The organism is Acinetobacter sp. X9 (assembly GCF_054889255.1).
On record NZ_CM142679.1, the window covers coordinates 3,284,522 to 3,305,590 of the forward strand.

Annotated in this window: 20 protein-coding genes; 11 read left to right on the forward strand and 9 right to left on the reverse strand. The window is 40.1% G+C overall.

The window, feature by feature from the left end:
- Window positions 1–26 precede the first annotated feature (26 nt).
- A complete protein-coding gene (ilvN, locus tag ACYU0V_RS15640; RefSeq protein WP_002114824.1) occupies window positions 27–518 on the reverse strand; it encodes an acetolactate synthase small subunit in 492 nt (163 codons plus the stop codon).
- Entirely contained in the window at window positions 518–2,242 is a 1,725-nt protein-coding gene (locus ACYU0V_RS15645; protein WP_213688887.1) for an acetolactate synthase 3 large subunit, read from the reverse strand. The genes ilvN and ACYU0V_RS15645 overlap by 1 nt, the downstream gene beginning before the upstream one ends.
- 534 nt (window positions 2,243–2,776) lie before the next feature.
- On the opposite strand from ACYU0V_RS15645, the gene leuS reads away from it, so the two are divergent.
- The 7 genes from leuS to ACYU0V_RS15680 all read left to right on the forward strand — a co-directional run bounded on the left by leuS (window position 2,777) and on the right by ACYU0V_RS15680 (window position 12,847).
- Window positions 2,777–5,401, forward strand: a complete 2,625-nt coding sequence (leuS, locus tag ACYU0V_RS15650) for a leucine--tRNA ligase (protein ID WP_461848167.1) — start codon at window positions 2,777–2,779, stop codon at window positions 5,399–5,401.
- A gap of 27 nt (window positions 5,402–5,428) precedes the next feature.
- Window positions 5,429–5,938, forward strand: a complete 510-nt coding sequence (locus ACYU0V_RS15655) for an LPS-assembly lipoprotein LptE (protein WP_002115142.1) — start codon at window positions 5,429–5,431, stop codon at window positions 5,936–5,938.
- Window positions 5,939–5,956: 18 nt separating this feature from the next.
- Complete coding sequence (holA, locus tag ACYU0V_RS15660; RefSeq protein ID WP_017398822.1) at window positions 5,957–6,946, forward strand: DNA polymerase III subunit delta; 990 nt, start codon at window positions 5,957–5,959, stop codon at window positions 6,944–6,946.
- A 107-nt stretch (window positions 6,947–7,053) separates the two neighbouring features.
- Window positions 7,054–8,394 (forward strand): MacA family efflux pump subunit, encoded by a 1,341-nt coding sequence (locus ACYU0V_RS15665; RefSeq protein WP_461848169.1) that lies wholly within the window; start codon window positions 7,054–7,056, stop codon window positions 8,392–8,394.
- Between the two features lie 2 nt (window positions 8,395–8,396).
- A complete protein-coding gene (locus tag ACYU0V_RS15670) occupies window positions 8,397–10,391 on the forward strand; it encodes a MacB family efflux pump subunit (protein WP_063098099.1) in 1,995 nt (664 codons plus the stop codon).
- A 22-nt stretch (window positions 10,392–10,413) separates the two neighbouring features.
- The gene (locus ACYU0V_RS15675) at window positions 10,414–11,808 is read left to right on the forward strand and encodes an efflux transporter outer membrane subunit (RefSeq protein ID WP_461849960.1); all 1,395 of its coding nucleotides are present in this window, start codon (window positions 10,414–10,416) and stop codon (window positions 11,806–11,808) included.
- A gap of 190 nt (window positions 11,809–11,998) precedes the next feature.
- Window positions 11,999–12,847 carry a DUF4062 domain-containing protein gene (locus tag ACYU0V_RS15680; RefSeq protein WP_199984150.1) on the forward strand — a complete coding sequence of 283 codons (849 nt, stop codon included), beginning with the start codon at window positions 11,999–12,001 and terminating at the stop codon, window positions 12,845–12,847.
- Between the two features lie 198 nt (window positions 12,848–13,045).
- Here the strand turns inward: ACYU0V_RS15680 and ACYU0V_RS15685 are convergent, their stop codons facing one another.
- From ACYU0V_RS15685 to orn, 3 genes are all read right to left on the reverse strand, one after another.
- Window positions 13,046–13,849: an enoyl-ACP reductase FabI gene (locus ACYU0V_RS15685; protein WP_023274323.1), complete on the reverse strand. Its 804-nt coding sequence runs from the start codon at window positions 13,847–13,849 to the stop codon at window positions 13,046–13,048.
- A 138-nt stretch (window positions 13,850–13,987) separates the two neighbouring features.
- On the reverse strand, window positions 13,988–14,719 hold the full coding sequence (locus ACYU0V_RS15690) for a Bax inhibitor-1/YccA family protein (RefSeq protein WP_004794670.1): 732 nt from the start codon (window positions 14,717–14,719) through the stop codon (window positions 13,988–13,990).
- A gap of 154 nt (window positions 14,720–14,873) precedes the next feature.
- A complete protein-coding gene (orn, locus tag ACYU0V_RS15695; RefSeq protein ID WP_000099436.1) occupies window positions 14,874–15,440 on the reverse strand; it encodes an oligoribonuclease in 567 nt (188 codons plus the stop codon).
- A 125-nt stretch (window positions 15,441–15,565) separates the two neighbouring features.
- Here orn and rsgA point away from each other — a divergent pair, with 125 nt between their 5' ends.
- The 4 genes from rsgA (at window position 15,566) to secB (ending at window position 17,897) form a co-directional block, all read left to right on the forward strand.
- On the forward strand, window positions 15,566–16,627 hold the full coding sequence (rsgA, locus tag ACYU0V_RS15700) for a ribosome small subunit-dependent GTPase A (protein ID WP_005066188.1): 1,062 nt from the start codon (window positions 15,566–15,568) through the stop codon (window positions 16,625–16,627).
- A gap of 98 nt (window positions 16,628–16,725) precedes the next feature.
- A complete protein-coding gene (locus ACYU0V_RS15705; protein WP_000443006.1) occupies window positions 16,726–17,142 on the forward strand; it encodes a rhodanese-like domain-containing protein in 417 nt (138 codons plus the stop codon).
- A gap of 11 nt (window positions 17,143–17,153) precedes the next feature.
- Window positions 17,154–17,411, forward strand: a complete 258-nt coding sequence (grxC, locus tag ACYU0V_RS15710; protein WP_002114715.1) for a glutaredoxin 3 — start codon at window positions 17,154–17,156, stop codon at window positions 17,409–17,411.
- A gap of 27 nt (window positions 17,412–17,438) precedes the next feature.
- Window positions 17,439–17,897, forward strand: coding sequence for a protein-export chaperone SecB (gene secB, locus ACYU0V_RS15715; RefSeq protein WP_002115005.1), 459 nt, complete (start codon window positions 17,439–17,441; stop codon window positions 17,895–17,897).
- Between the two features lie 71 nt (window positions 17,898–17,968).
- Here secB and ACYU0V_RS15720 read toward each other — a convergent pair whose 3' ends face one another.
- Genes ACYU0V_RS15720 through ACYU0V_RS15735 form a run of 4 tightly spaced genes read right to left on the reverse strand, consistent with a single transcriptional unit; the run spans window position 17,969 to window position 21,046 of the window.
- Complete coding sequence (locus ACYU0V_RS15720; RefSeq protein WP_461848179.1) at window positions 17,969–18,625, reverse strand: 4'-phosphopantetheinyl transferase family protein; 657 nt, start codon at window positions 18,623–18,625, stop codon at window positions 17,969–17,971.
- Window positions 18,626–18,648: 23 nt separating this feature from the next.
- The gene (locus ACYU0V_RS15725; RefSeq protein ID WP_016144319.1) at window positions 18,649–19,083 is read right to left on the reverse strand and encodes a hypothetical protein; all 435 of its coding nucleotides are present in this window, start codon (window positions 19,081–19,083) and stop codon (window positions 18,649–18,651) included.
- A gap of 11 nt (window positions 19,084–19,094) precedes the next feature.
- Window positions 19,095–20,321 (reverse strand): beta-ketoacyl-ACP synthase, encoded by a 1,227-nt coding sequence (locus tag ACYU0V_RS15730; protein ID WP_014208361.1) that lies wholly within the window; start codon window positions 20,319–20,321, stop codon window positions 19,095–19,097.
- The gene (locus ACYU0V_RS15735; RefSeq protein WP_151283446.1) at window positions 20,321–21,046 is read right to left on the reverse strand and encodes a 3-ketoacyl-ACP reductase FabG2; all 726 of its coding nucleotides are present in this window, start codon (window positions 21,044–21,046) and stop codon (window positions 20,321–20,323) included. The genes ACYU0V_RS15730 and ACYU0V_RS15735 overlap by 1 nt, the downstream gene beginning before the upstream one ends.
- Between the last annotated feature and the right edge of the window lie 23 nt (window positions 21,047–21,069).

Below are 21,069 nucleotides of genomic sequence, written 5' to 3' on the forward strand. Positions count from 1 at the left end.
TCTCCGCTAAAATACTTTTTAAAAAATTAAATGGCTAATACTTTTTCGCCACGGGCGATACCAGATACACCTGAACGAACGACTTCTAGAATAGTGTTTTCTGCAAGCGCATCGATAAAACCATCTAATTTTTCAGTTGTCCCTGCTATTTGAATGGTATAGGTCGTTGGTGTCACGTCTACAATCTGCGCACGGAAAATATCCGCTGTTCGCTTAATTTCAGCACGTGAAGCACCTAACGCTTTTACTTTAATCAACATCAGTTCACGCTCAATATGTGAACCTTCTGATAAATCAACTACTTTTACAACTTCAACAAGTTTATTGAGCTGCTTTGTAATCTGTTCAATCTTATGGTCATCACCATAAGTTGTTAATGTTAAGCGTGACAAAGTTGGATCTTCGGTTGGCGCAACATTCAGTGTTTCAATGTTATATCCACGTTGGCTAAATAAACCAACAAGGCGAGAAAGCGCACCAGCTTCGTTTTCAACGAGTACAGAAATAATATGTCTCATTATGTACGCTCCCCTTTACCTAACCACATATCCTTCATAGACTGACCTGCAATCAGCATTGGATAAACATGTTCCGTGCGATCAACCATGACATTAATGAATACACATTTATCATTAATCGCCATTGCTTCAGCAAGCTTCGACTCTAGTTCATCAGCATGATCAATCTGAATACCAACGTGACCATAAGCTTCCATTAACTTGCCAAAATCAGGCAATGATTCAACGTATGAGCTTGAGTGACGACCTTCATAGTTCATATCTTGCCACTGCTTCACCATACCTAAAGCACGGTTATTCAAGCACAAGATCTTCACATTCATGCCGTATTGCTTACACGTCGAAAGCTCTTGAATACACATTTGAATTGAAGCTTCACCAGTAATACAAACAACTTGTTGATCTGGGAAAGCGAGCTTCGCAGCCATTGCATAAGGTAAACCTACGCCCATGGTGCCCAATCCGCCTGAGTTAATCCATTGACGTGGACGTTTGTATTTGTAATACAACGCACCAAACATTTGGTGTTGGCCCACATCTGAAGTAATGATGGCGTCACCGTTAGTGACTTTATATAAAGCTTCAACAACTTGCTGTGGCTTCATTGTGCCATCGGTCGGGGTTTCAAACTTTAAGCCATGAACTTTACGCCATTCATTAATTTGATCCCACCACGCAGCAATTGCTTTAGGGTTTGGCTTAGACACATTTAATTGTTTCAATTGCGTCAACATTTCCTGAAGTACAGGCTCAACTGCCCCTACAATTGGAATGTGCGCCATAATTGTTTTTGAAATGCTCGCCGGATCAATATCAATATGAATAACTTTAGCATTCACACAGAATTTTGCTGGGTTATTGGTTACTCGGTCATCAAAACGCGCACCAATTGCAAGAATGACATCAGCATTATGCATCGCCATATTTGCTTCATAAGTACCGTGCATGCCTAACATGCCCACGAATTGTGGATCATCACCAGGGAAGCCACCAAGGCCCATAAGTGTGTTAGTCACCGGATAACCTAGTAAATGCGCGAGTTCAGTCAATAATGCCGATGCATTACCTTGAACAACACCACCACCCGTATAAATTACAGGGCGTTTTGCACTTAAAAGCTCATCAATCGCTTTACGAATTTGGCCAGAATGACCACGTGAAGGTGGCTGATAAGAACGCATCTTCACTTTTTCAGGATATTCGTACGCAAATTTTTCTGCAGGATTTGTCGCATCTTTAGGAATATCGACTACAACTGGACCAGGGCGACCACTTGCTGCGATATAAAATGCTTTTTTGATAATTGCAGGAATTTCGCTTGCATGACGAACTTGGAAGCTGTGTTTCACGATAGGACGTGAAATACCCACCATATCAGTTTCTTGGAAAGCGTCTTCACCAATAAGATGTGATGCAACCTGGCCAGACAAAATCACCATTGGGATTGAGTCCATATAAGCTGTTGCAATTGGAGTCACAGTATTAGTTGCGCCAGGTCCAGAAGTGACCAGTACTACGCCAGTCTTACCTGTGGCACGCGAGTAAGCATCTGCCATATGACCAGCAGCTTGTTCATGACGTACGAGGTAATGATTAATTTTGTCTTGTTGAAATAGCGCATCATAAATATGTAATACAGCGCCGCCTGGATAACCAAAAACATGTTCAACGCCTTCGTCCGCAAGAGCACGAACGAGCATTTCACCACCAGATAAAAGTTCCAACGTGATTCACCCTAAAATCTTTATCACTATTTATGGAAGGCACAAATAGTGTTTCATTCATTGAATTGTCTGCACTGTTATAGCACACATATTGTCTAGTTTTCGTTGCAATAGAAAAATTTCTGTTTTTCAGCCGTATAAGCTTTTTTAACATTAATAAAGTATGTCTGGATATACATACTTTAAGTAAAATCAATCTCTCGGCTAGAGAGAATGTCTATTACAAAACATGACGGTTATTCGAAGGGTGATCAAATAATCGCATATAAAACTAAAGGAAGCATTTTTGTTGTTTAATTCACTAAAGTCAAGATTAAAGAAACACTTTTCTATGATTATTTTTTAACTGACTATTTTTTCATCTTATTTGATTTTTCCACTTTTCTTTTTTTATGATTACCCCGCTTTTTTCAGGTTTATTCTTGTTTAATTTTTAACGGAAAATAAATCCATCCCAAAACTGCATTTTTGTCGATTTTGCGCTATGCTGTGCAACAATCTTTAATATCAATTTTTGTTGTATAGCTTACGTCTATGACTATTTCTCACATTGACCCCGAATATCAAGCAAACACGATTGAACCATCAGTTCAACAAGATTGGGAAAATCGTAAAGTCTTTAAAGTTGCCGACACTGTCGAAGGTAAACATCGTTACATCCTGTCAATGTTTCCTTACCCAAGCGGCAAGCTGCATATGGGGCATGTGCGTAACTATACAATTGGCGATGTGATTAGCCGTTTTTACCGTTTAAAAGGTGAAACTGTATTACAACCTATGGGTTGGGATGCATTCGGTTTACCTGCGGAAAACGCAGCAATTGCCCATAAAGTTGCTCCGGCAAAATGGACATTTGAAAACATTGCCTACATGCGTGACCAATTAAAAAAATTAGGTCTATCTGTAGATTGGGATCGTGAATTTGCAACTTGTACACCAGAGTATTATCACTGGGAACAATGGTTATTTGTTCAGCTTTATAAAAAAGGCCTGATCTACCGTAAACTTTCAACAGTAAACTGGGATCCAGTTGACCAAACTGTTTTAGCAAACGAACAAGTTGAAAATGGTCGCGGATGGCGTTCTGGTGCATTGGTTGAAAAACGCGATATTCCAATGTACTACTTCCGTATTACTGACTATGCACAAGAATTATTAGATGACCTAGACACCCTACAAGACGGTTGGCCTCAACAAGTGTTGACCATGCAACGTAACTGGATTGGTCGCTCTACAGGCATGGAAATTACTTTCCCATCTGCCAATACCGGAATTTATGCTGATGGCTTAACTGTTTATACAACACGTGCTGACACGCTTATGGGCGTGACATATGTTGCCGTTGCAGCAGAACACCCTCTTGCGCTTAAAGCTGCTGAAAACAACTCTGAATTGGCTGCATTTATTGAAGAGTGCCGCATGGGTTCAGTTGCAGAAGCAGACTTGGCAACAGCCGAGAAAAAAGGCATGGCGACAGGTTTGTTTGTAAAACATCCTGTAACTGGTGAAGAGCTTCCTGTCTGGATCGCAAACTACGTATTAATGTCTTATGGTTCTGGCGCAGTCATGGCTGTGCCGGCACATGACGAACGTGACTTCGAATTTGCAAACAAGTTCAACTTGCCTATTAAGCAAGTAATTGATGCCAAAGGCGCTGACGATGCAGACTACTCTGCAACTGAGTGGCAAGAATGGTACGGTTCTAAAGAAGGTAAACTTGTTAACTCTGGCGAGTTTGACGGTTTAGAATTCCAAGCTGCTTTTGATGCATTCCTTGCAAAATTAGAACCACAAAATTTAGCAAATTCTAAAGTTCAATTCCGTTTACGTGACTGGGGTGTATCTCGTCAACGTTACTGGGGTTGCCCAATTCCAATGATTAACTGTGATACTTGTGGTCAAGTCACAGTACCTGAAGATCAACTTCCTGTTGTATTACCAACAGACGTTGTACCAGATGGTTCAGGCAACCCGCTTAATAAAATGCCTGAATTCTATGAAACTAAATGTCCTTGTTGTGGCGGCGATGCACGTCGTGAAACAGATACTTTAGATACTTTCGTAGAGTCATCTTGGTACTATGCACGCTATGCGTCTCCAGACTTCACTGGTGGTATGGTTAAACCTGAAGCAGCTCAAAACTGGCTTCCTGTGAACCAATACATTGGTGGTGTTGAGCACGCGATTCTTCACTTACTTTATGCACGTTTCTTCCACAAATTAATGCGTGATGAAGGCGTTGTACAAGGTAATGAACCATTTACCAACTTGTTAACTCAAGGCATGGTGCTTGCAGACACGTTCTACCGTGAAGCAGAAAATGGTAAGAAAACTTGGTTTAACCCAGCTGATATTGAGTTAGAGCGCGATGAAAAAGGTCGTATTCTTTCTGCAAAATATTCAGGTGACGGTCAAGAAGTTGTGATCGGCGGACAAGAAAAAATGTCTAAGTCGAAAAACAATGGTATCGACCCACAAGCGATTATTGATCAATACGGCGCAGACACAGCACGTGTATTTATGATGTTCGCTGCTCCACCAGATCAATCTTTAGAATGGTCTGATGCAGGTGTTGAAGGTGCAAACCGTTTCTTAAAACGTGTGTGGCGCCTTGTAGCAAGCTTCCTTGAAAAAGGCAATCAAGCTTCTACGATTGATACTGCTAACTTGTCTAAAGATGCTCAAGATTTACGTCGCAAAACTCACGAAACTATTCAAAAAGTAAGTGATGATATCGAACGTCGTCATGCATTCAATACTGCGATTGCTGCTTTGATGGAATTGTTAAATGCGAGCAACAAGTTTGAAGCAAAAGATGACAACGACGTTGCTGTAGAACGTGAAGCGATCACCACACTGTTAACTTTACTTGCTCCATTTGCACCGCACTTAAGTCAAACATTATTGGCTCAGTTTGGTACGGATGTAACAGAAGCAACATTCCCTGAAGTCGATGCCTCTGCATTAACTCGTAATACGCAAACGATTGTTGTACAGGTTAACGGTAAACTTCGCGGTAAACTTGAAGTTTCTGTTGATATTTCTAAAGAAGATCTATTAGCTCAAGCTAAAGCCCTTCCAGAAGTTCAACAATTCTTAACAGGACCAACAAAGAAAGAAATTGTGGTTCCAAATAAATTAGTTAACCTCGTGGTTTAATTAAAGTTATTAATGAGAGGATCAAGCATGCACTTTGCCAAACGTTTAGCCGCTGTTGTTTTGACCTTAGGCCTTAGTGCAGGCTTAGTCGGGTGTGGATTTCATTTAAAAGGAACCAACCCGACTGCAACTCCGCTTGTTTATAAAAAATTAAGCCTTGAGTTACCAGCTAAAACTGATGATTTAGAAACCCAGTTAAAAGTTTATTTAGCTGCAAATGGTGTTCAATTCAGCAATGATAATGATGCCTACGTACTCCGTGTTTTAGAGTACACACCACGTCGTCAGCTTTTAAATGGAAAACTAACAGAAGTATTATTACGCTTAACCGTAACCTTCCAGATTGAAGACCGTCAGGGTAATAAAATTACTGAACCACGTTCATTAACTGCATCTCGTAGTTATCAGTATGATCTTGCAACGGTTAACACCGAAAATCAGCAAGAATCTTATTTACAACGTATTGTGATTGATGACATTGCACAGCAAATTACTCGTCAGATTTCAGCAAACCGTTTACCAAAAGCTCAGCCTTAATCTTTATTTTTACCAGCAATGAAAATTGACTATTTACAAGCCTTAAAACGCATTCCGGAAGCACGGGGTGCATGGATTTTACATGGCCAAGAACCTTTGCTGGAACAAAATTTATTAGATGCTTTTCGTAAAAGTTGGCAACAACAAGAAGTTGAAAGACAGCGCTACGATATTAGTAGTGTAAGCGACTGGAAAAATGTTTTTAACGCTCTTAACAGCTTATCTTTATTTTCTCAGCAGCTTGCCATTGAAGTACATGGCAATATAAAGCCTGACGCAAATGGGCTAAAACAACTTAAAAGTTATATTCAACATAATGAAACTAACCTGCTTTTAATTGTTTTACCTAAGCAAGATAGTAGTAGCTTAAAGTCTGCTTTTTTCCAAGTTGTGGAAGCAAATGGTGTTGTCGTTGCCCTAACGGCAAACTATCCGCAAGACCGTCAAAGAATTTTATCTGCTGAAGCAGAGAAACTTGAAATTCAACTCGATAATGACGCATGGCAGTGGCTCATGCAGCATCATGAGCATAATCTGCTCGCAGCTAAGAATAGCTTGATGCGTGTAAGAGATACTTTTCCAGACCAACAACTGATTCAAATTGAACAGTTGTATGCTTGTTTACAAGATCAGTCTCGTTACACCACTTACGATTTAAGTGACGCACTGTTAGAAGGTAATCTCGCTCAATCTATTAAAATTTTTCAATATTTAATTGCTGCTGGCGAACCAGAAAGTCTGATTTTATGGACACTAAGCAAAGAAATGCGTTTACTGATGCAATTATTTGAGCAGCCTCATAATGCATTACAACTTGGTATCTGGAAAACAAAGGTTGGTTTATATCAACAAGCTTTAAGAAGATTAAATCCTCAACAGTTTTTAGGCTGGTCTACCCTTCTATTGCAAGTTGATGCGGCAATTAAAGGAATGTCGAATGAAAATGCCCAACATTTAATGCAGCAGGCTATTGCTGAATTATGTGGGAAAACACTATTTATACAATAATTCGGCCGAATCATTTTTCTTCATTCCTGAAATATCATAAAAATTCACGTTTTATCCTCATTTCGCTTTTATACTAAATTAAATTTTAGACTTTTCGACCTCTCGCCATGCCAAAAATAAAGCCAATCAAACTTGTTATTATCATCGTCTGTATAGCCATTATTGCTGTATTAGCTTGGAAATTTTTAAAGCCTAAAGAGCAGCAACCTCAATATATTACTGCTGAGGTAACACGCGGAGATATTGAAAATAATGTCCTTGCAACAGGTACACTTGATGCAACCAAACTGATTAGTGTCGGTGCACAGGTATCTGGTCAGGTCAAAAAGATGTATGTACAGTTGGGCGATCAAGTCAAACAAGGTCAACTTATCGCACAAATTGACTCAACCACCCAAGAAAATAGTTTAAAAACTTCTGATGCGAATATTAAAAATTTAGAAGCGCAGCGCCTTCAACAAGTTGCTTCTTTAAATGAAAAACAACTTGAATACCGCCGTCAGCAACAAATGTATGCGCAAGATGCAACGCCTCGTGCAGATTTAGAATCGGCTGAGGCAAGCTATAAAACAGCTCAGGCGCAAATTAAAGCATTAGATGCACAAATCGAATCTGCAAAAGTCACAAAATCTACGGCACAAACCAATATTGGTTACACACGTATTGTTGCTCCAACTGATGGTACGGTTGTCGCGATTGTGACTGAAGAAGGTCAAACTGTAAACGCAAACCAAAGCGCGCCAACAATTGTCAAAATTGCAAAATTACAAAACATGACGATTAAGGCGCAAGTCAGTGAAGCTGACATTATGAAAGTTGAAAAAGGACAACAGGTTTACTTTACAACCTTAGGTGATGAAACTAAGCGCTACGCAACTTTACGTCAAATTGAGCCTGCTCCTGACTCAATTTCAAGCGAATCAACAAGTACAACAAGCTCAACAACCAGTTCGGCTGTTTACTACAATGCCTTATTCGATGTGCCAAATACCGATGGTAAATTGCGTATTGATATGACTGCACAAGTTTATATCGTATTAAACTCAGCTAAAAATGCCCTGCTCGTTCCATCATCAGCACTGAGTTCTAAACAATTTTCAGGTCAAAGAAAATCAGGCCAAGCATCTGATAAATCAAGTTCTTCACCTGAAGCAGCTAAAAAATCTCAAGGTAATGGTGCTCGTCTACAACGCCTAAACTTGACTGCTGAACAAAAACAGTTAATTGAACAAGGTAAATTAACGTTAAGTGTTGTACGTGTATTACAAGCTGATGGCACAACTAAACCAACTCAAATTTTGGTTGGCATTAACAACCGTGTAAATGCGCAAGTTCTTGCGGGCTTAAAACAAGGTGATCAAGTTGTCATTGCTGATAGTGCAGATACTTCTGCTGCATCAGCAAATAGTAGTAATAACCGTCGCCGTAGTGGCCCAATGGGAATGTAAGCATGACAAAACAAGCTTTGCTTGAAGTCAGCAATCTAGTCCGGGAATTCCCTGCTGGCGAAAGCACGATACAAATTTTAAAAGGCATTGATCTGACCATTTATGAAGGTGAACTAGTTGCCATTGTCGGTCAATCTGGTTCTGGTAAATCAACCCTCATGAATATTCTGGGTTGTTTGGACCGACCTACGAGTGGTAGTTACAAGGTTAATGGACAAGAAACAGGTAAACTTGAGCCAGATCAGCTGGCTCGACTACGCCGTGAATATTTTGGTTTTATTTTCCAGCGCTATCACTTACTGGGCGACTTATCTGCCGAAGGTAACGTAGAAGTTCCAGCTGTTTATGCTGGTGTTACGCCTTCTGAGCGTAAACAACGTGCAACCGCTCTACTGACTGAATTAGGGTTGGGCACAAAAACACTCAATAGACCAAGCCAACTTTCTGGTGGTCAGCAGCAACGTGTTTCTATTGCCCGTGCGCTGATGAATGGCGGTGACGTTATTCTAGCAGATGAACCAACAGGGGCGCTTGACTCTCATAGTGGTGTTGAGGTGATGCGTATTTTGCGTGAACTCAATGCCGCAGGTCACACTATTATTTTAGTCACCCATGATATGCAAGTTGCAAAAAATGCGACTCGTATTATCGAGATTAGTGACGGAGAGATTATTAGTGACCGCCCTAATGTTCCTGATCAAGCAGCCGAACCAATCAAGACTGATCCTGATGCCGCTCCTGCTTTACAAGGTAAACAGAAGAAAGGCAAAAGTATTTCTGCATGGCGTTCTACTTTAGACCGTTTATCAGAAGCCTTCCAAATGGCTTTACTGTCTATGAATGCCCACCGCATGCGTACTTTTTTAACCATGCTTGGGATCATTATTGGTATTGCATCGGTTGTTACGGTTGTCGCGCTAGGTAAAGGCTCTCAACAGCAAATTTTAAGTAATATTAGCAGTCTGGGAACAAATACAATTACCGTGTTTCAGGGCCGTGGTTTTGGTGACAACTCTAAAACTGCAAGTTTTAAAACCTTGGTGCCTGCCGATGCCGATGCGTTAATGACTCAACCGTATGTTAGTGCAGTCAGCCCAATCGTTAGTACATCCAAAACCATGCGTTATCAACAAAATGAAGCTAATGCGACCATTAATGGTGTGAGTAACGATTATTTCGATGTGAAAGGTTTGGTCTTTAAAGATGGACAAACTTTTGATCAACGTAGTGTCCGTGATCGCTCACAGGATGTGGTCATTGATACCAATACTCAAAAACAGTTCTTTAGTGACGGTACCAACCCAATCGGTCAAGTGGTACTGCTCGGTAGTGTACCTGCTCGTATTATTGGTGTTGTAGAACCGCAAACAAGCGGTATGGGCTCAGATGACACGCTAAATGTCTATATGCCTTATACAACCGTGATGAGCCGTATGTTAGGACAATCTAATGTACGTAATATTGTGGTTCGTATTAATGACAAATATTCAACTGCTGCCGCAGAAAATGCAATTGTGAATTTATTAACCCAGCGCCATGGTGCACAAGATATTTTCACTATGAACAGTGATAGTATCCGCCAAACCATCGAGAAAACAACCAGCACAATGACCCTTCTCGTTTCAGCAATTGCCGTAATTTCATTGGTCGTTGGTGGTATCGGGGTCATGAATATTATGTTGGTTTCGGTGACCGAACGTACTCAAGAAATTGGTGTACGTATGGCCGTAGGTGCTCGTCAAAGTGATATTTTGCAGCAATTCCTGATTGAAGCAATTTTGGTGTGTTTAATTGGTGGTGTGCTTGGCGTCTTACTATCGCTTGGCCTTGGGCAACTTATTAATAAATTTGCTGGTGGTAACTTTAGTGTGGCTTATTCAAGCACCTCTATTATTGCAGCCTTTGTCTGTTCAACACTGATTGGTGTCGTATTCGGTTTCTTACCAGCCAAGAATGCCGCGAAACTTGACCCTGTTGCCGCACTATCTCGAGAATAAGGAAAATTGCATGTCTTTCTCTATGACTAAACTCAGCACAGCACTTCTTCTCACAGGTTCTCTTGTCGGATGTGCAGCTGTAGTAAAAACACCTTATGAAACACCTGCAGTACAAGTTCCGGGTAGTTTTCAGTATGACACAGCAAAAACAAAAACCATGTCTGCCAATCAATATTCTGACCGTTGGTGGACACTCTTTAACGATGCACAGCTCAATCAACTTGTAAGTAATGTATTAGAACGTAATAGTGATTTAGCAGTTGCAGGTATTGCTCTAAAGCAAGCCCGTCTACAAGCTGACTTAACCGCTAACAAACAAGACTTACGAACCAGTTCAAGTGTTTCTACAGGGCATTCTTTCGATTTAAATTCGGGAGATGATAGTGCTAAAGGTCTATCAATGAACGCTGGCGTAAGCTATGAGCTTGATTTATTTGGCAAGCTTGCACGCCAAACCGAAGCAAGTAAATGGGAAGCTTTAGCAACTGAACAAGACTTACAAGCCACGGGGCAAAGTTTAATTGCAACCACTGCCAAACTCTATTGGCAACTGGGTTATTTAAATGAACGTTATGCGACTGCTCAGCAAAGTCTCGCAACCTCTCAAAAGCTTTATGACTTAGTTCAGATTCAATATAAAGCTGGTGCTGTTTCAGGTGTAGATCTGACTCAAGCAGAACAATCAGTACAAAGCCAAAAAGCAAGCTTAAGCCAGATTGAACAACAACTGGTTGAAACACGAACAGCTATTGCAGTGTTATTGCATGAACCATTACAGCAATTAAATATTCAAGAGCCAAAGCGTTTACCACGCACTGCTCTTCCTGCCATTGGTGCTGGTTTACCTGCAGATATTTTATCGCGACGCCCTGATTTGCAAGCAAGTGAGCTACGCTTAAGAAAAGCATTAGCAACTAAAGATGCTACTAAGGCGAGCTACTACCCTTCGATTAGCTTAACCAGCAGTCTAGGCTCAAGCAGCACATCGTTAACGGAGTTATTACGTAACCCTGCTCTCACGCTTGGTGCAAGTTTAAGCTTACCGTTTTTGCAATATAACGATATGAAGAAAGATATCGCGATTAGCAATCTGGATTATGAAAAAGCGATTATTCAATATCGTCAAACGCTTTATCAGGCTTTTGCTGATGTAGAAAATGCTTTATCGAGTCGTACAGAACTCGACAAACAAGTAGTGTTACAGGAGCGTAATGTTGAACTTGCAGAAAAAACTGAACGTTTAACCGAAGTCCGTTACCGTTATGGTGCTGTCGCATTAAAAACACTTCTTGATGCTCAGCAAACCACACGTACTGCACGGTTAAGCCTCGTTGAAACCAAGCAAAGCCAATACAACGCGTATGTCACCCTCATGCAAGCTTTAGGTGGTTCACCTGTAAAAGAACTTCCTCAGTAACTTGTAGTACTCTAGATGCTATTGTTTTACTCAATACTATCAGTTCATTTTCGATGAGCTGATAGTATTTTGATTTTGCTAATCAAATTTTATATATTAACGTTAATATCACTGCTTTATATACTGAATAAAATAAATCCAAATAAGATAGAAAATCCAATTAGTCATATTTACAAAAAGAGTTCAAACTATGAGTTATGAAGCTAAAGTATTCAATGTAATGATAGCCTCTCCTGGAGATGTTGCATCTGAAAGGACTATCATTCGTGACGTAATATATGAGTGGAATGCTGTCCATTCAAAATCACGAAATATTGTTTTATTACCTGTTGGATGGGAATCTCATTCATCTCCTGAAATGGGGGCATCTCCTCAAGAAATCATAAATAACCAAGTTTTAGATAAATGTGACTTCCTTATTGGTGTTTTTTGGACACGTATTGGAACACCTACCACAGAATATGCTAGCGGCACTGTTGAGGAAATCGAAAAACATATATCCACTGATAAACCAGCGATGCTTTATTTTTCCAGTCAGCCTGTTGTAATGGACACAGTTGACCCAAATCAATATGCTGAATTAAGTAAGTTTAAAAAAAGTTGTCAAACTCGTGGCTTATATCAAAGTTATGATAGCCAATCTGACTTCAAAGACAAATTTTATCGCCATCTTCAACTTAAAATTAATGAACACTCTTTATTTAAATTCGAAATAAGCGAATCGTTACTACATCAAACTGAAGTGATAAAATCTAAAACTTCACTTCCAACTTTATCAAACGAGGCTCGTATATTACTTAAAGAAGCAAGTCTCGATAGCAACGGTACTATTATGTCTCTAAGATATATAGGGGGTGAAGACATTCAAACTAATGGTAAAAATTTGATTTCATCACAACAACCAAGAGAGGTTGCCCGTTGGAAATCAGCTCTTCAAGAACTAAAAGATGAAAATTTAATTGAAGATCGCGGCTATAAAGGTGAAATATTTAGAATCACTAATCTCGGTTATCAAATCGCAGATATGATCGAATTATAAATATCAGGATAAATTTATACAAGATTGATTAAGATAGAGTTTTTCATCCAACTAAAATTACTAGATATACTCTTTAGCGATACTGGGCTTAATGCTGTAAAAATCCTTTTCGAATGGCCCCCCTATTCAAAAACTTAGTGATAATAAGAATAAAGCCGCTATTAAAGCGGCTTTATTATACTAATTAGATAAATCTAATTATTCATCATCCATCATAGATTGGCTCATACCTACAGTATTGAAACCAGCATCTACATATAGAATTTCACCAGTAATACCTGAAGCCCAAGGTGAGCATAGGAATAATGCTGCGTTACCTACTTCTTCAATCGTTACGTTACGCTTTAACGGCGCAACTTTTTCATTGGCATCTAACATTTTACGGAAAGATTTAATACCAGAAGCAGCCAAAGTACGGATTGGACCCGCAGAAATCGCGTTTACACGGATACCATCAACACCAAGGCTTGATGCCAAGTAACGAACACCAGCTTCTAAAGAAGCTTTTGCCATACCCATAACGTTATAGTTAGGCATAACGCGCTCAGAACCTTGGTAAGTCAAAGTCAACAAACAACCTTGGCGAGCTTGTAATAAAGGTTTTGCAGCACGAGCCATTGCAATAAAGCTGTATGCACTGATGTCATGAGCAACTTTAAAACCGTCACGGTCAGTCACGTCAGTGAAGTCACCATCAAGCGTGTGTGCAGGTGCAAAGCCAATTGAGTGCACAACACCATCTACGCCGTCCCAATGTTTTGCAAGTTCTGCAAATGCATTATCAATTTCAGCATCAACAGCAACATCACATGGAAACACAAGCTTAGAACCGAATTGCTCAGCAAATTCATCCACACGTTTTTTTAATTTTTCGTTTGGATAAGTAAACGCAAGCTCTGCACCTTCACGGTGTAATGCTTGTGCAATACCAAAAGCAATTGATAATTTACTAGCAACGCCTGCAATCAAAAAGCGCTTACCTGCTAAAAGTCCTTGTGTCATGCCGATCTCACTCAAAACAATTTCAAGCATAATGCCAATATTCGGCGGTTTTCGAAATTGCATAATGCATCTTTTTTCAAAAATCGCACGAAAAAAAAATCGCTCCTGATGAGGAGCGACTTCTAGATGAATGCAATCTTAGTCGTCAGACAGTAAGCCCAGTAAACGTAAGAAAGAAATATACATCCATACTAAAGTTGCAAGTAATGCGATACCACACAACCATTCCATGAATTTTGGTGCACGATATGCTGCATTAGTTTCGATTAAATCAAAATCTAAAATCAGATTAAGCGAAGCAATGACTGCGACGAATGCAGCAAAACCAATGCCTAACCAGTTACTTTCAAAAATATAAGGAACACTTGAACCAAATGCTAAACGCATGACCATCTGCACAATAAATACAATAAAGATCGCTAAAGATGCAGAGATTACAACTGACTTAAACTTTTCAGTTGCGCGGATAATTTGGAATTTATATAAACCAAACATCACCAAAGTCGTAACGAAAGTTGCTAATAAAGCCTGAAGTGGAACACCTGGGTATTTCAACTGGAAAGTAAACGAAATACCACCTAAAAAAGCCCCTTCAAATAAGGCATACGGAATTGCCAATGTTGGCGCGGTCGTTGGTTTAAACGTTGTAATTAAAGCTAAAACCAAGCCACCAATTGCACCCACAATTGAAGCCGCGTAAGCAATACCAACATTTGCAGTAAAGGCTGCATAGAAAAATAAAGCGACACCCACAGCAGCTGCAATGACTGTCAACATAACAGATTTTTGAATCGCACCTTGCACAGTCATCGGTTGACTATAGTCACTGACCGTTTCAACGCGCGTCAGTATCGGGTTATTACTTTGCATAAATGCTCTCTTTTTATAATTAAAATTTAAAACATCATTTTAAGCAAAATGAATATGAAAGCCAAATCAGGCGATCGGCATTATTGTAACAATGTCCTTTATGCAATAAAAAAGGAGGCCTAAGCCTCCCTTTCATATCACATCTACAACGTAATCAATCTTTACCATCTGTATTCATAATAAAGAAATATTCGCGGTAATATTTTAACTCTGAAATTGAGTCACGAATATCATCCATTGCCAAATGTGATGCATTCTTTTTCAGGCCACTCATAATTTCAGGACGCCAGCGTTTTGAAAGCTCTTTTACCGTAGATACATCAAGATTACGATAGTGGAAATACTGCTCAAGTTCAGGCATAAGACGGTGTAAGAAACGGCGGTCCTGACAGATTGAGTTACCGCACATTGGGGAAACTTTTGGATTCACCCATTTTTTTAGGAATTCTAAAGTTTGTAACTCAGCATCACGAGCTGTTAATTTACTGCGACGAACTCGTTCAATCAGACCAGACTGCCCATGTTGACGAGTGTTCCATTCATCCATTGCATTTAAAATACGATCAGGTTGATGAATAGCCAAAACAGGACCTTCGGCAAGTACATTTAAATGATCATCTGTAATAATTGTTGCGATTTCAATAATTTGGTCATTATCGGTATCTAATCCGGTCATTTCCAGATCAATCCAAATTAATCGTGTATTTAAAGTACTGCTCATGAATGTACGTTCTAAAATGCCGTAAAAACATCAATAGTAGCAAATTTCTTGCTTCCGCGCTGTAATTCTATAGCCGCTTCATGCTATTTTTGCGGTCTTCAAACAATGGTTTTTTTGGGATATGAATGGCTTTAATTCGTAAGCGTCGTTTAACTGAACAGCAGCAACGTCGTATTGAAAAACAGCATAAAACTCGCCAAGAAGAGATCGATACTTCACAGGATCTAGATGGACTCGTTGTACAACACTATGGCCGTCAACTTGAAGTACAAGCCCTCTCTGTACCTGAGCATCACCCAGAAAAACCACAAGTTGCCGAAGGAGAACCAGAACCATTCTGGAAGCCGATCGAACTCAATAGCGTTTGGCGTTGCCATACTCGAACTAATCTTGAGTTACTTGTAACTGGTGATCGTGTTAAATGGCAGGCAGATCCAAATACGGGTTTAGGCATTATTACAGCCATTCACCCACGTACATCTTTACTTACCCGCCCTGACCGCTATCACAAAGTTAAACCAGTGGCAGCAAATATCAGTTTGATTGTGATTGTATTTTCACCGCTTCCTGAACCAGCTCCAACGTTAATTGATCGATATTTAGTTGCTTGTGCAGACGCTAACATTCCTGCTCTTTTGGTCCTCAATAAATCTGATTTACTCACTGAAAATGACCCAATTCTCACCCTATTAGAAGAATATAAAACGTTGGGTTATGAAGTGATGATTTGTCAGTCTAAGAAGGGAGATATCTCTGCTTTATCTGAGCGTTTAGATGGTGAAACTGTCGCATTTGTAGGGCAATCAGGTGTAGGAAAAAGCTCTTTAATTAATGTGCTCATTCCAGATGCAGAGCAAAAAACTAATGTTATTTCTGAAAACTCTGCACTTGGACAACACACGACAACCTCTACGCGCTTAATCAACTTCGGTAAAAATGGTGCCTTAATTGATTCTCCGGGAATTCGTGAGTTTGGGCTTTGGCATCTCGATTTAGAAAAAATTCGTATGGGCTTTCCTGACATTGCCGCACATCTAGGATCTTGCCAATTTCGTAATTGCACACATACTCATGAAAAGAATTGTGGGCTTAAACAGGCCGTTGAAGCGGGTGAAATTTTGCCACGACGTTTAGATAGCTTTTTGCGTTTAATCGATGAGATTCAAGAAGCGCAGCAAAAAAACTGATTTTCTGCCCTATTTGCCCTTGAAGTGGTGATTTTGATCACCATCTATATACGCTATACTCTAGGTCAATTTTGTTTTTTAATTTTTTTAGGTGACTTGTGGAACGCTGGTTAGAGTTTATGGGGAATCACCCCATTTTGTTTGGTACGCTCGGAGTCTTGATCGTGTTGTTCTTCATTTTTGAAGGTCAACGTAATGGTCGTAAAATTTCTCCACAGTCGCTTGGTATTTTAGTGAAAGCGAAAAATGCTCTTTTGATTGACTTACGCGATAGCAAAGATTTCCGCGAAGGTCACATTAGTGGCAGTCGCAATATTCCGTATAGCCAAATCGCAAGTCATGCTGACGAATTAAAAGCAAGTGACCGTCCACTGGTATTTATTTGCAACTTGGGGCAAGTTGCTGGAAGTGCTTTGCAAAAAGTTGCTCACCACGATAGCTATCGTCTTGATGGTGGTATTAGTAACTGGAAAGCACAAGGCTTACCTCTTGTTAAAAGCAAACCAAAAGCTTAAGGAGAATTATCATGGCTGCAAATGTCATTGTTTACTCAACTTCTGTATGCCCGTATTGTGTTCGTGCTAAACAGTTACTTGAGCGTAAAGGTGTTGCTTATAAAGAAGTAAATCTTTCTGTTGAAGCACCAGAAGTACGTGTTGAATTAATGCAACGCACAAATCATCGTACTGTCCCACAAATTTTCATTAACGATCAGTTTATCGGTGGTTTTGACCAACTTTATGCTTTAGAGCGTGAAGGTAAACTCGACGAATTATTGGCTTAACATCGCATCCATATTAAGGAAAAAACAATGAGCGAAGAACAACAAGTTCAACCACAATTAGCTTTAGAGCGTATTTATACAAAAGATATTTCTTTTGAGGTTCCTGGGGCGCAGGTTTTCACAAAACAATGGCAACCTGAACTTAATATCAATCTGTCTTCTGCTGCAGAAAAGATTGACCCGACTCACTTTGAAGTTTCTTTAAAAGTTGTGGTACAAGCCGATAACGACAACGAAACAGCGTTCATTGTAGATGTAACTCAATCAGGTATTTTCTTGATCGACAACATTGAAGAAGAGCGTTTACCTTATATTTTAGGCGCATACTGCCCAAATATTTTGTTCCCGTTCTTACGTGAAGCTGTAAATGATTTAGTAACTAAAGGTAGCTTCCCACAGTTACTTCTTACTCCAATCAACTTTGATGCCGAGTTTGAAGCTAACATGCAACGTGCTCAAGCTGCTGCTGTTGAAGGTCAAGCTTAATTTTTTAGCTTCTCCTTTTAATAAAAAAACCGCGTATTACGCGGTTTTTTTTATGTGTGCTATTTAGATTATTAAAGATCAAGTGAGTGAAGCTGAATAGACGGAAACTGAAAACCACGGCAAGATAACTCTGAACGCCATGCGACTGTTAAGATCATATTACCGAACACAAAGTTTTGGTAGGCAAATGTCCCATTAAGTGGGTGAGAACAGACCCCACCATGATCGGTAGGATGTGCCTGAGTATTTAGTGTATTTAAATCTAAACGTATACCTAATCCTGAAGCTTTTAAAACGGCTTCTTTTGTCGTCCAGACTTTGAACCAATATTCTCTATTTTGTTCTAAGCTTAGCCATGTTTCATATTCATCGGGATGAAAGGCATGTTTTGCTAAAGCGTCTAAGCGTACATTTCGATCTAGTTCCTCAACATCTATGCCAATATCTTTAACCCGTTCACTCATGGCTAAAGCGTAGAATTGTTGACTATGTGAATGATTAAAATGCAAAGTGTGATTCAATAAATAAGGTTTGCCATGTTCATGCTTGGCAAACTCCAATTCCATTGAATTGAATTGTAGTTTCTCTGCAATCAGTCGATTTCTGACACTCTGTATTTGTTGTTTTTTATAATGATTAAATGAACGGAAGTCTGGAAAATCTTGTTTAGACTTTAAAAGAAGCTGAGATAATGCCTGTGTATAGACTTCAATTTTGCGCTTAGACATTATCTCAACCTTACTTAAAATTATTAGAATTTAACGACATCGCCTTTTAAAGCAACACCCGCCATCATGGTGCCTTTATAGCAATCGTAAGTTGTCGTACTCGTTGTTTCATTGGCTTTAAAATAGCTCACAATATTGGTAACGGCGTTTGCCCCTTGTGCTTTAGCATTGTTTTGCATTTGGATCAGTGCTGAACGTAAAACCCAGTCACAAGACGTTGCTGCCGACTTACCAAAACCATTGGTCTTTTTATTGGTCACAGCATCTTTTTGAATAACTTTACCACCAGACTTTGTACCCTTTAAATAAAACTTTACAGAACCATCCAGAGTCCCATCGGCAACTGCACGGTCTACAGCTTCTTTAAAATTTAACTGATGTACTTCATCTCCAGCCTGAACAGTGGCAGTAAAACCCGCACTTAGCATTGCTACAAATAAAAGTTTTTTATTTAACATTGTTGTGTTCCTTATTGTTTAACACGTTTAAAAATAAGCGAAGTATTAATTCCGCCAAAAGCAAAGTTATTGCTCATAATAATGTCAGCATCCAAATTTCTCGGCTGCTGAACGATATAATCTAGTTCACCACATAGCGGGTCGATTTCATCTAGATTTAAAGTTGGAATAAAACGGCCACGATTCATCATTTCGATGCTTAACCAAGCTTCAATAGCCCCACACGCCCCCAGCGTATGTCCAAAATAACTCTTTAAAGAGCTGATTGGTTTATAGCCTAAAACTTTTGCAGTGGCTTGGCTCTCTGCCACATCGCCCTGATCAGTTGAGGTACCATGCGCATTCACATAAGCAATGTCTTTAGCCTCTACAGATGCATCTTTAAGCGCTAACTCCATACAACGCCCCATCATTTCTGACTCAGGACGAGTGACATGTTGACCATCGGTATTGCTACCATAACCAATCACTTCTGCATAAATATGAGCACCTCGGGCTTTGGCATGTTCATATTCTTCGAGAATTAAACACCCTGCCCCTTCACCAATCACCAATCCATCTCGTTTAGCATCAAAAGGACGTGGTGTTTTTTCAGGTTGATCATTCATTCCACTGGTCGCGAACAATACATCAAAAACTGCCGCACCTGCCGCACTGAGTTCCTCTGCACCACCCGCAATCATGACCTGTTGTTTGCCATATTTGATTGCTTCATACGCTTGCCCAATTGCCATGGAACCAGAGGTACATGCACTTGAGGTAGGTAAAGTTAATCCTTTTAGGCCAAAATATACGGTCATGTTCACTGCACTGGTGTGGGCCATCATGCGAATATAAGTGGTGGCATTAATCTTACTCATGCTCTGGTGAAGCAACATACTTGCAAACTCACCCACGGCGTCTACGCTACCCGCAGAAGAACCAAAGGCAACACCCGCTTCGCCACTAGATAAAATTTCATGCCCAAGCAACCCAGCATTTTGTAAAGCAGTTTCGGCACAAACCACAGACATGAGCGCTACACGCCCCATCCCACGGGTAACCTTACGGTTAAAATGTTTTGGAACATGAAATGTTTCAACAGGCCCAGCAAGCTTGGTCCGAAGGTCAACATATTGCTCCCACTCCGGCATGTAGCGAATACCGCTTTTAGCAGCTTCAAATCGCGCAAAGATGTCATCGGCAGTTTCACCTAAAGAGGTAATGCCTGCCATTCCTGTCACAACTACACGTTTCATCAGATGAGTCCTCCATTTACAGAGATCACCTGTCGGGTTACATACGAGGCTTCATCTGAGCACAAGAATTTCACTACGCTCGCCACTTCATCAACCTGTCCCATGCGTTGCAACGGAATCATTTTAAGCGCATTTTCTTTGACTTCATCTGTCACCATTTCGGTTTCAATCAGTCCAGGGGCTACACAGTTCACAGTAATTTTTCGCTTCGCCAATTCGAGTGCCAAAGCCTTGGTCGCACCAATTAGACCTGCTTTTGCAGCACTGTAGTTGACCTGTCCACGATTACCCATAATTCCAGACACAGAAGATAAAGTGACAATACGGCCACCTTTGCGTAAGTGAATCATTGGCATGATAAGTGGTTTTAAAACATTATAGAAACCGTCTAAGGAAGTCGAAATTACTTCATCCCAATCTTGATCTGTTAACGCAGGAAAAGCACCATCATGAGTAAGACCTGCATTTAATACAACCCCATAAAAAGCGCCATGCTGCTCTACGTCTTGTTCTAGAATTTGTTGAACCGTCTGGCGCTCATTTACATCAAACATTAAATAATGGCTATTTTGACCTAAGGCTTGAATCTCTTGTACGACTTGCTCAGCCTCTGCCTGACGAGAACGTGCATGTACAGTTACATCAAAACCAGCCTTTGCCAGCTGTAATGCAATCGCTTTCCCAATTCCTCGACTTGAACCCGTTACTAAAATTCGTCTTGTCACAATGTATTCCTAATTCTTTGTGG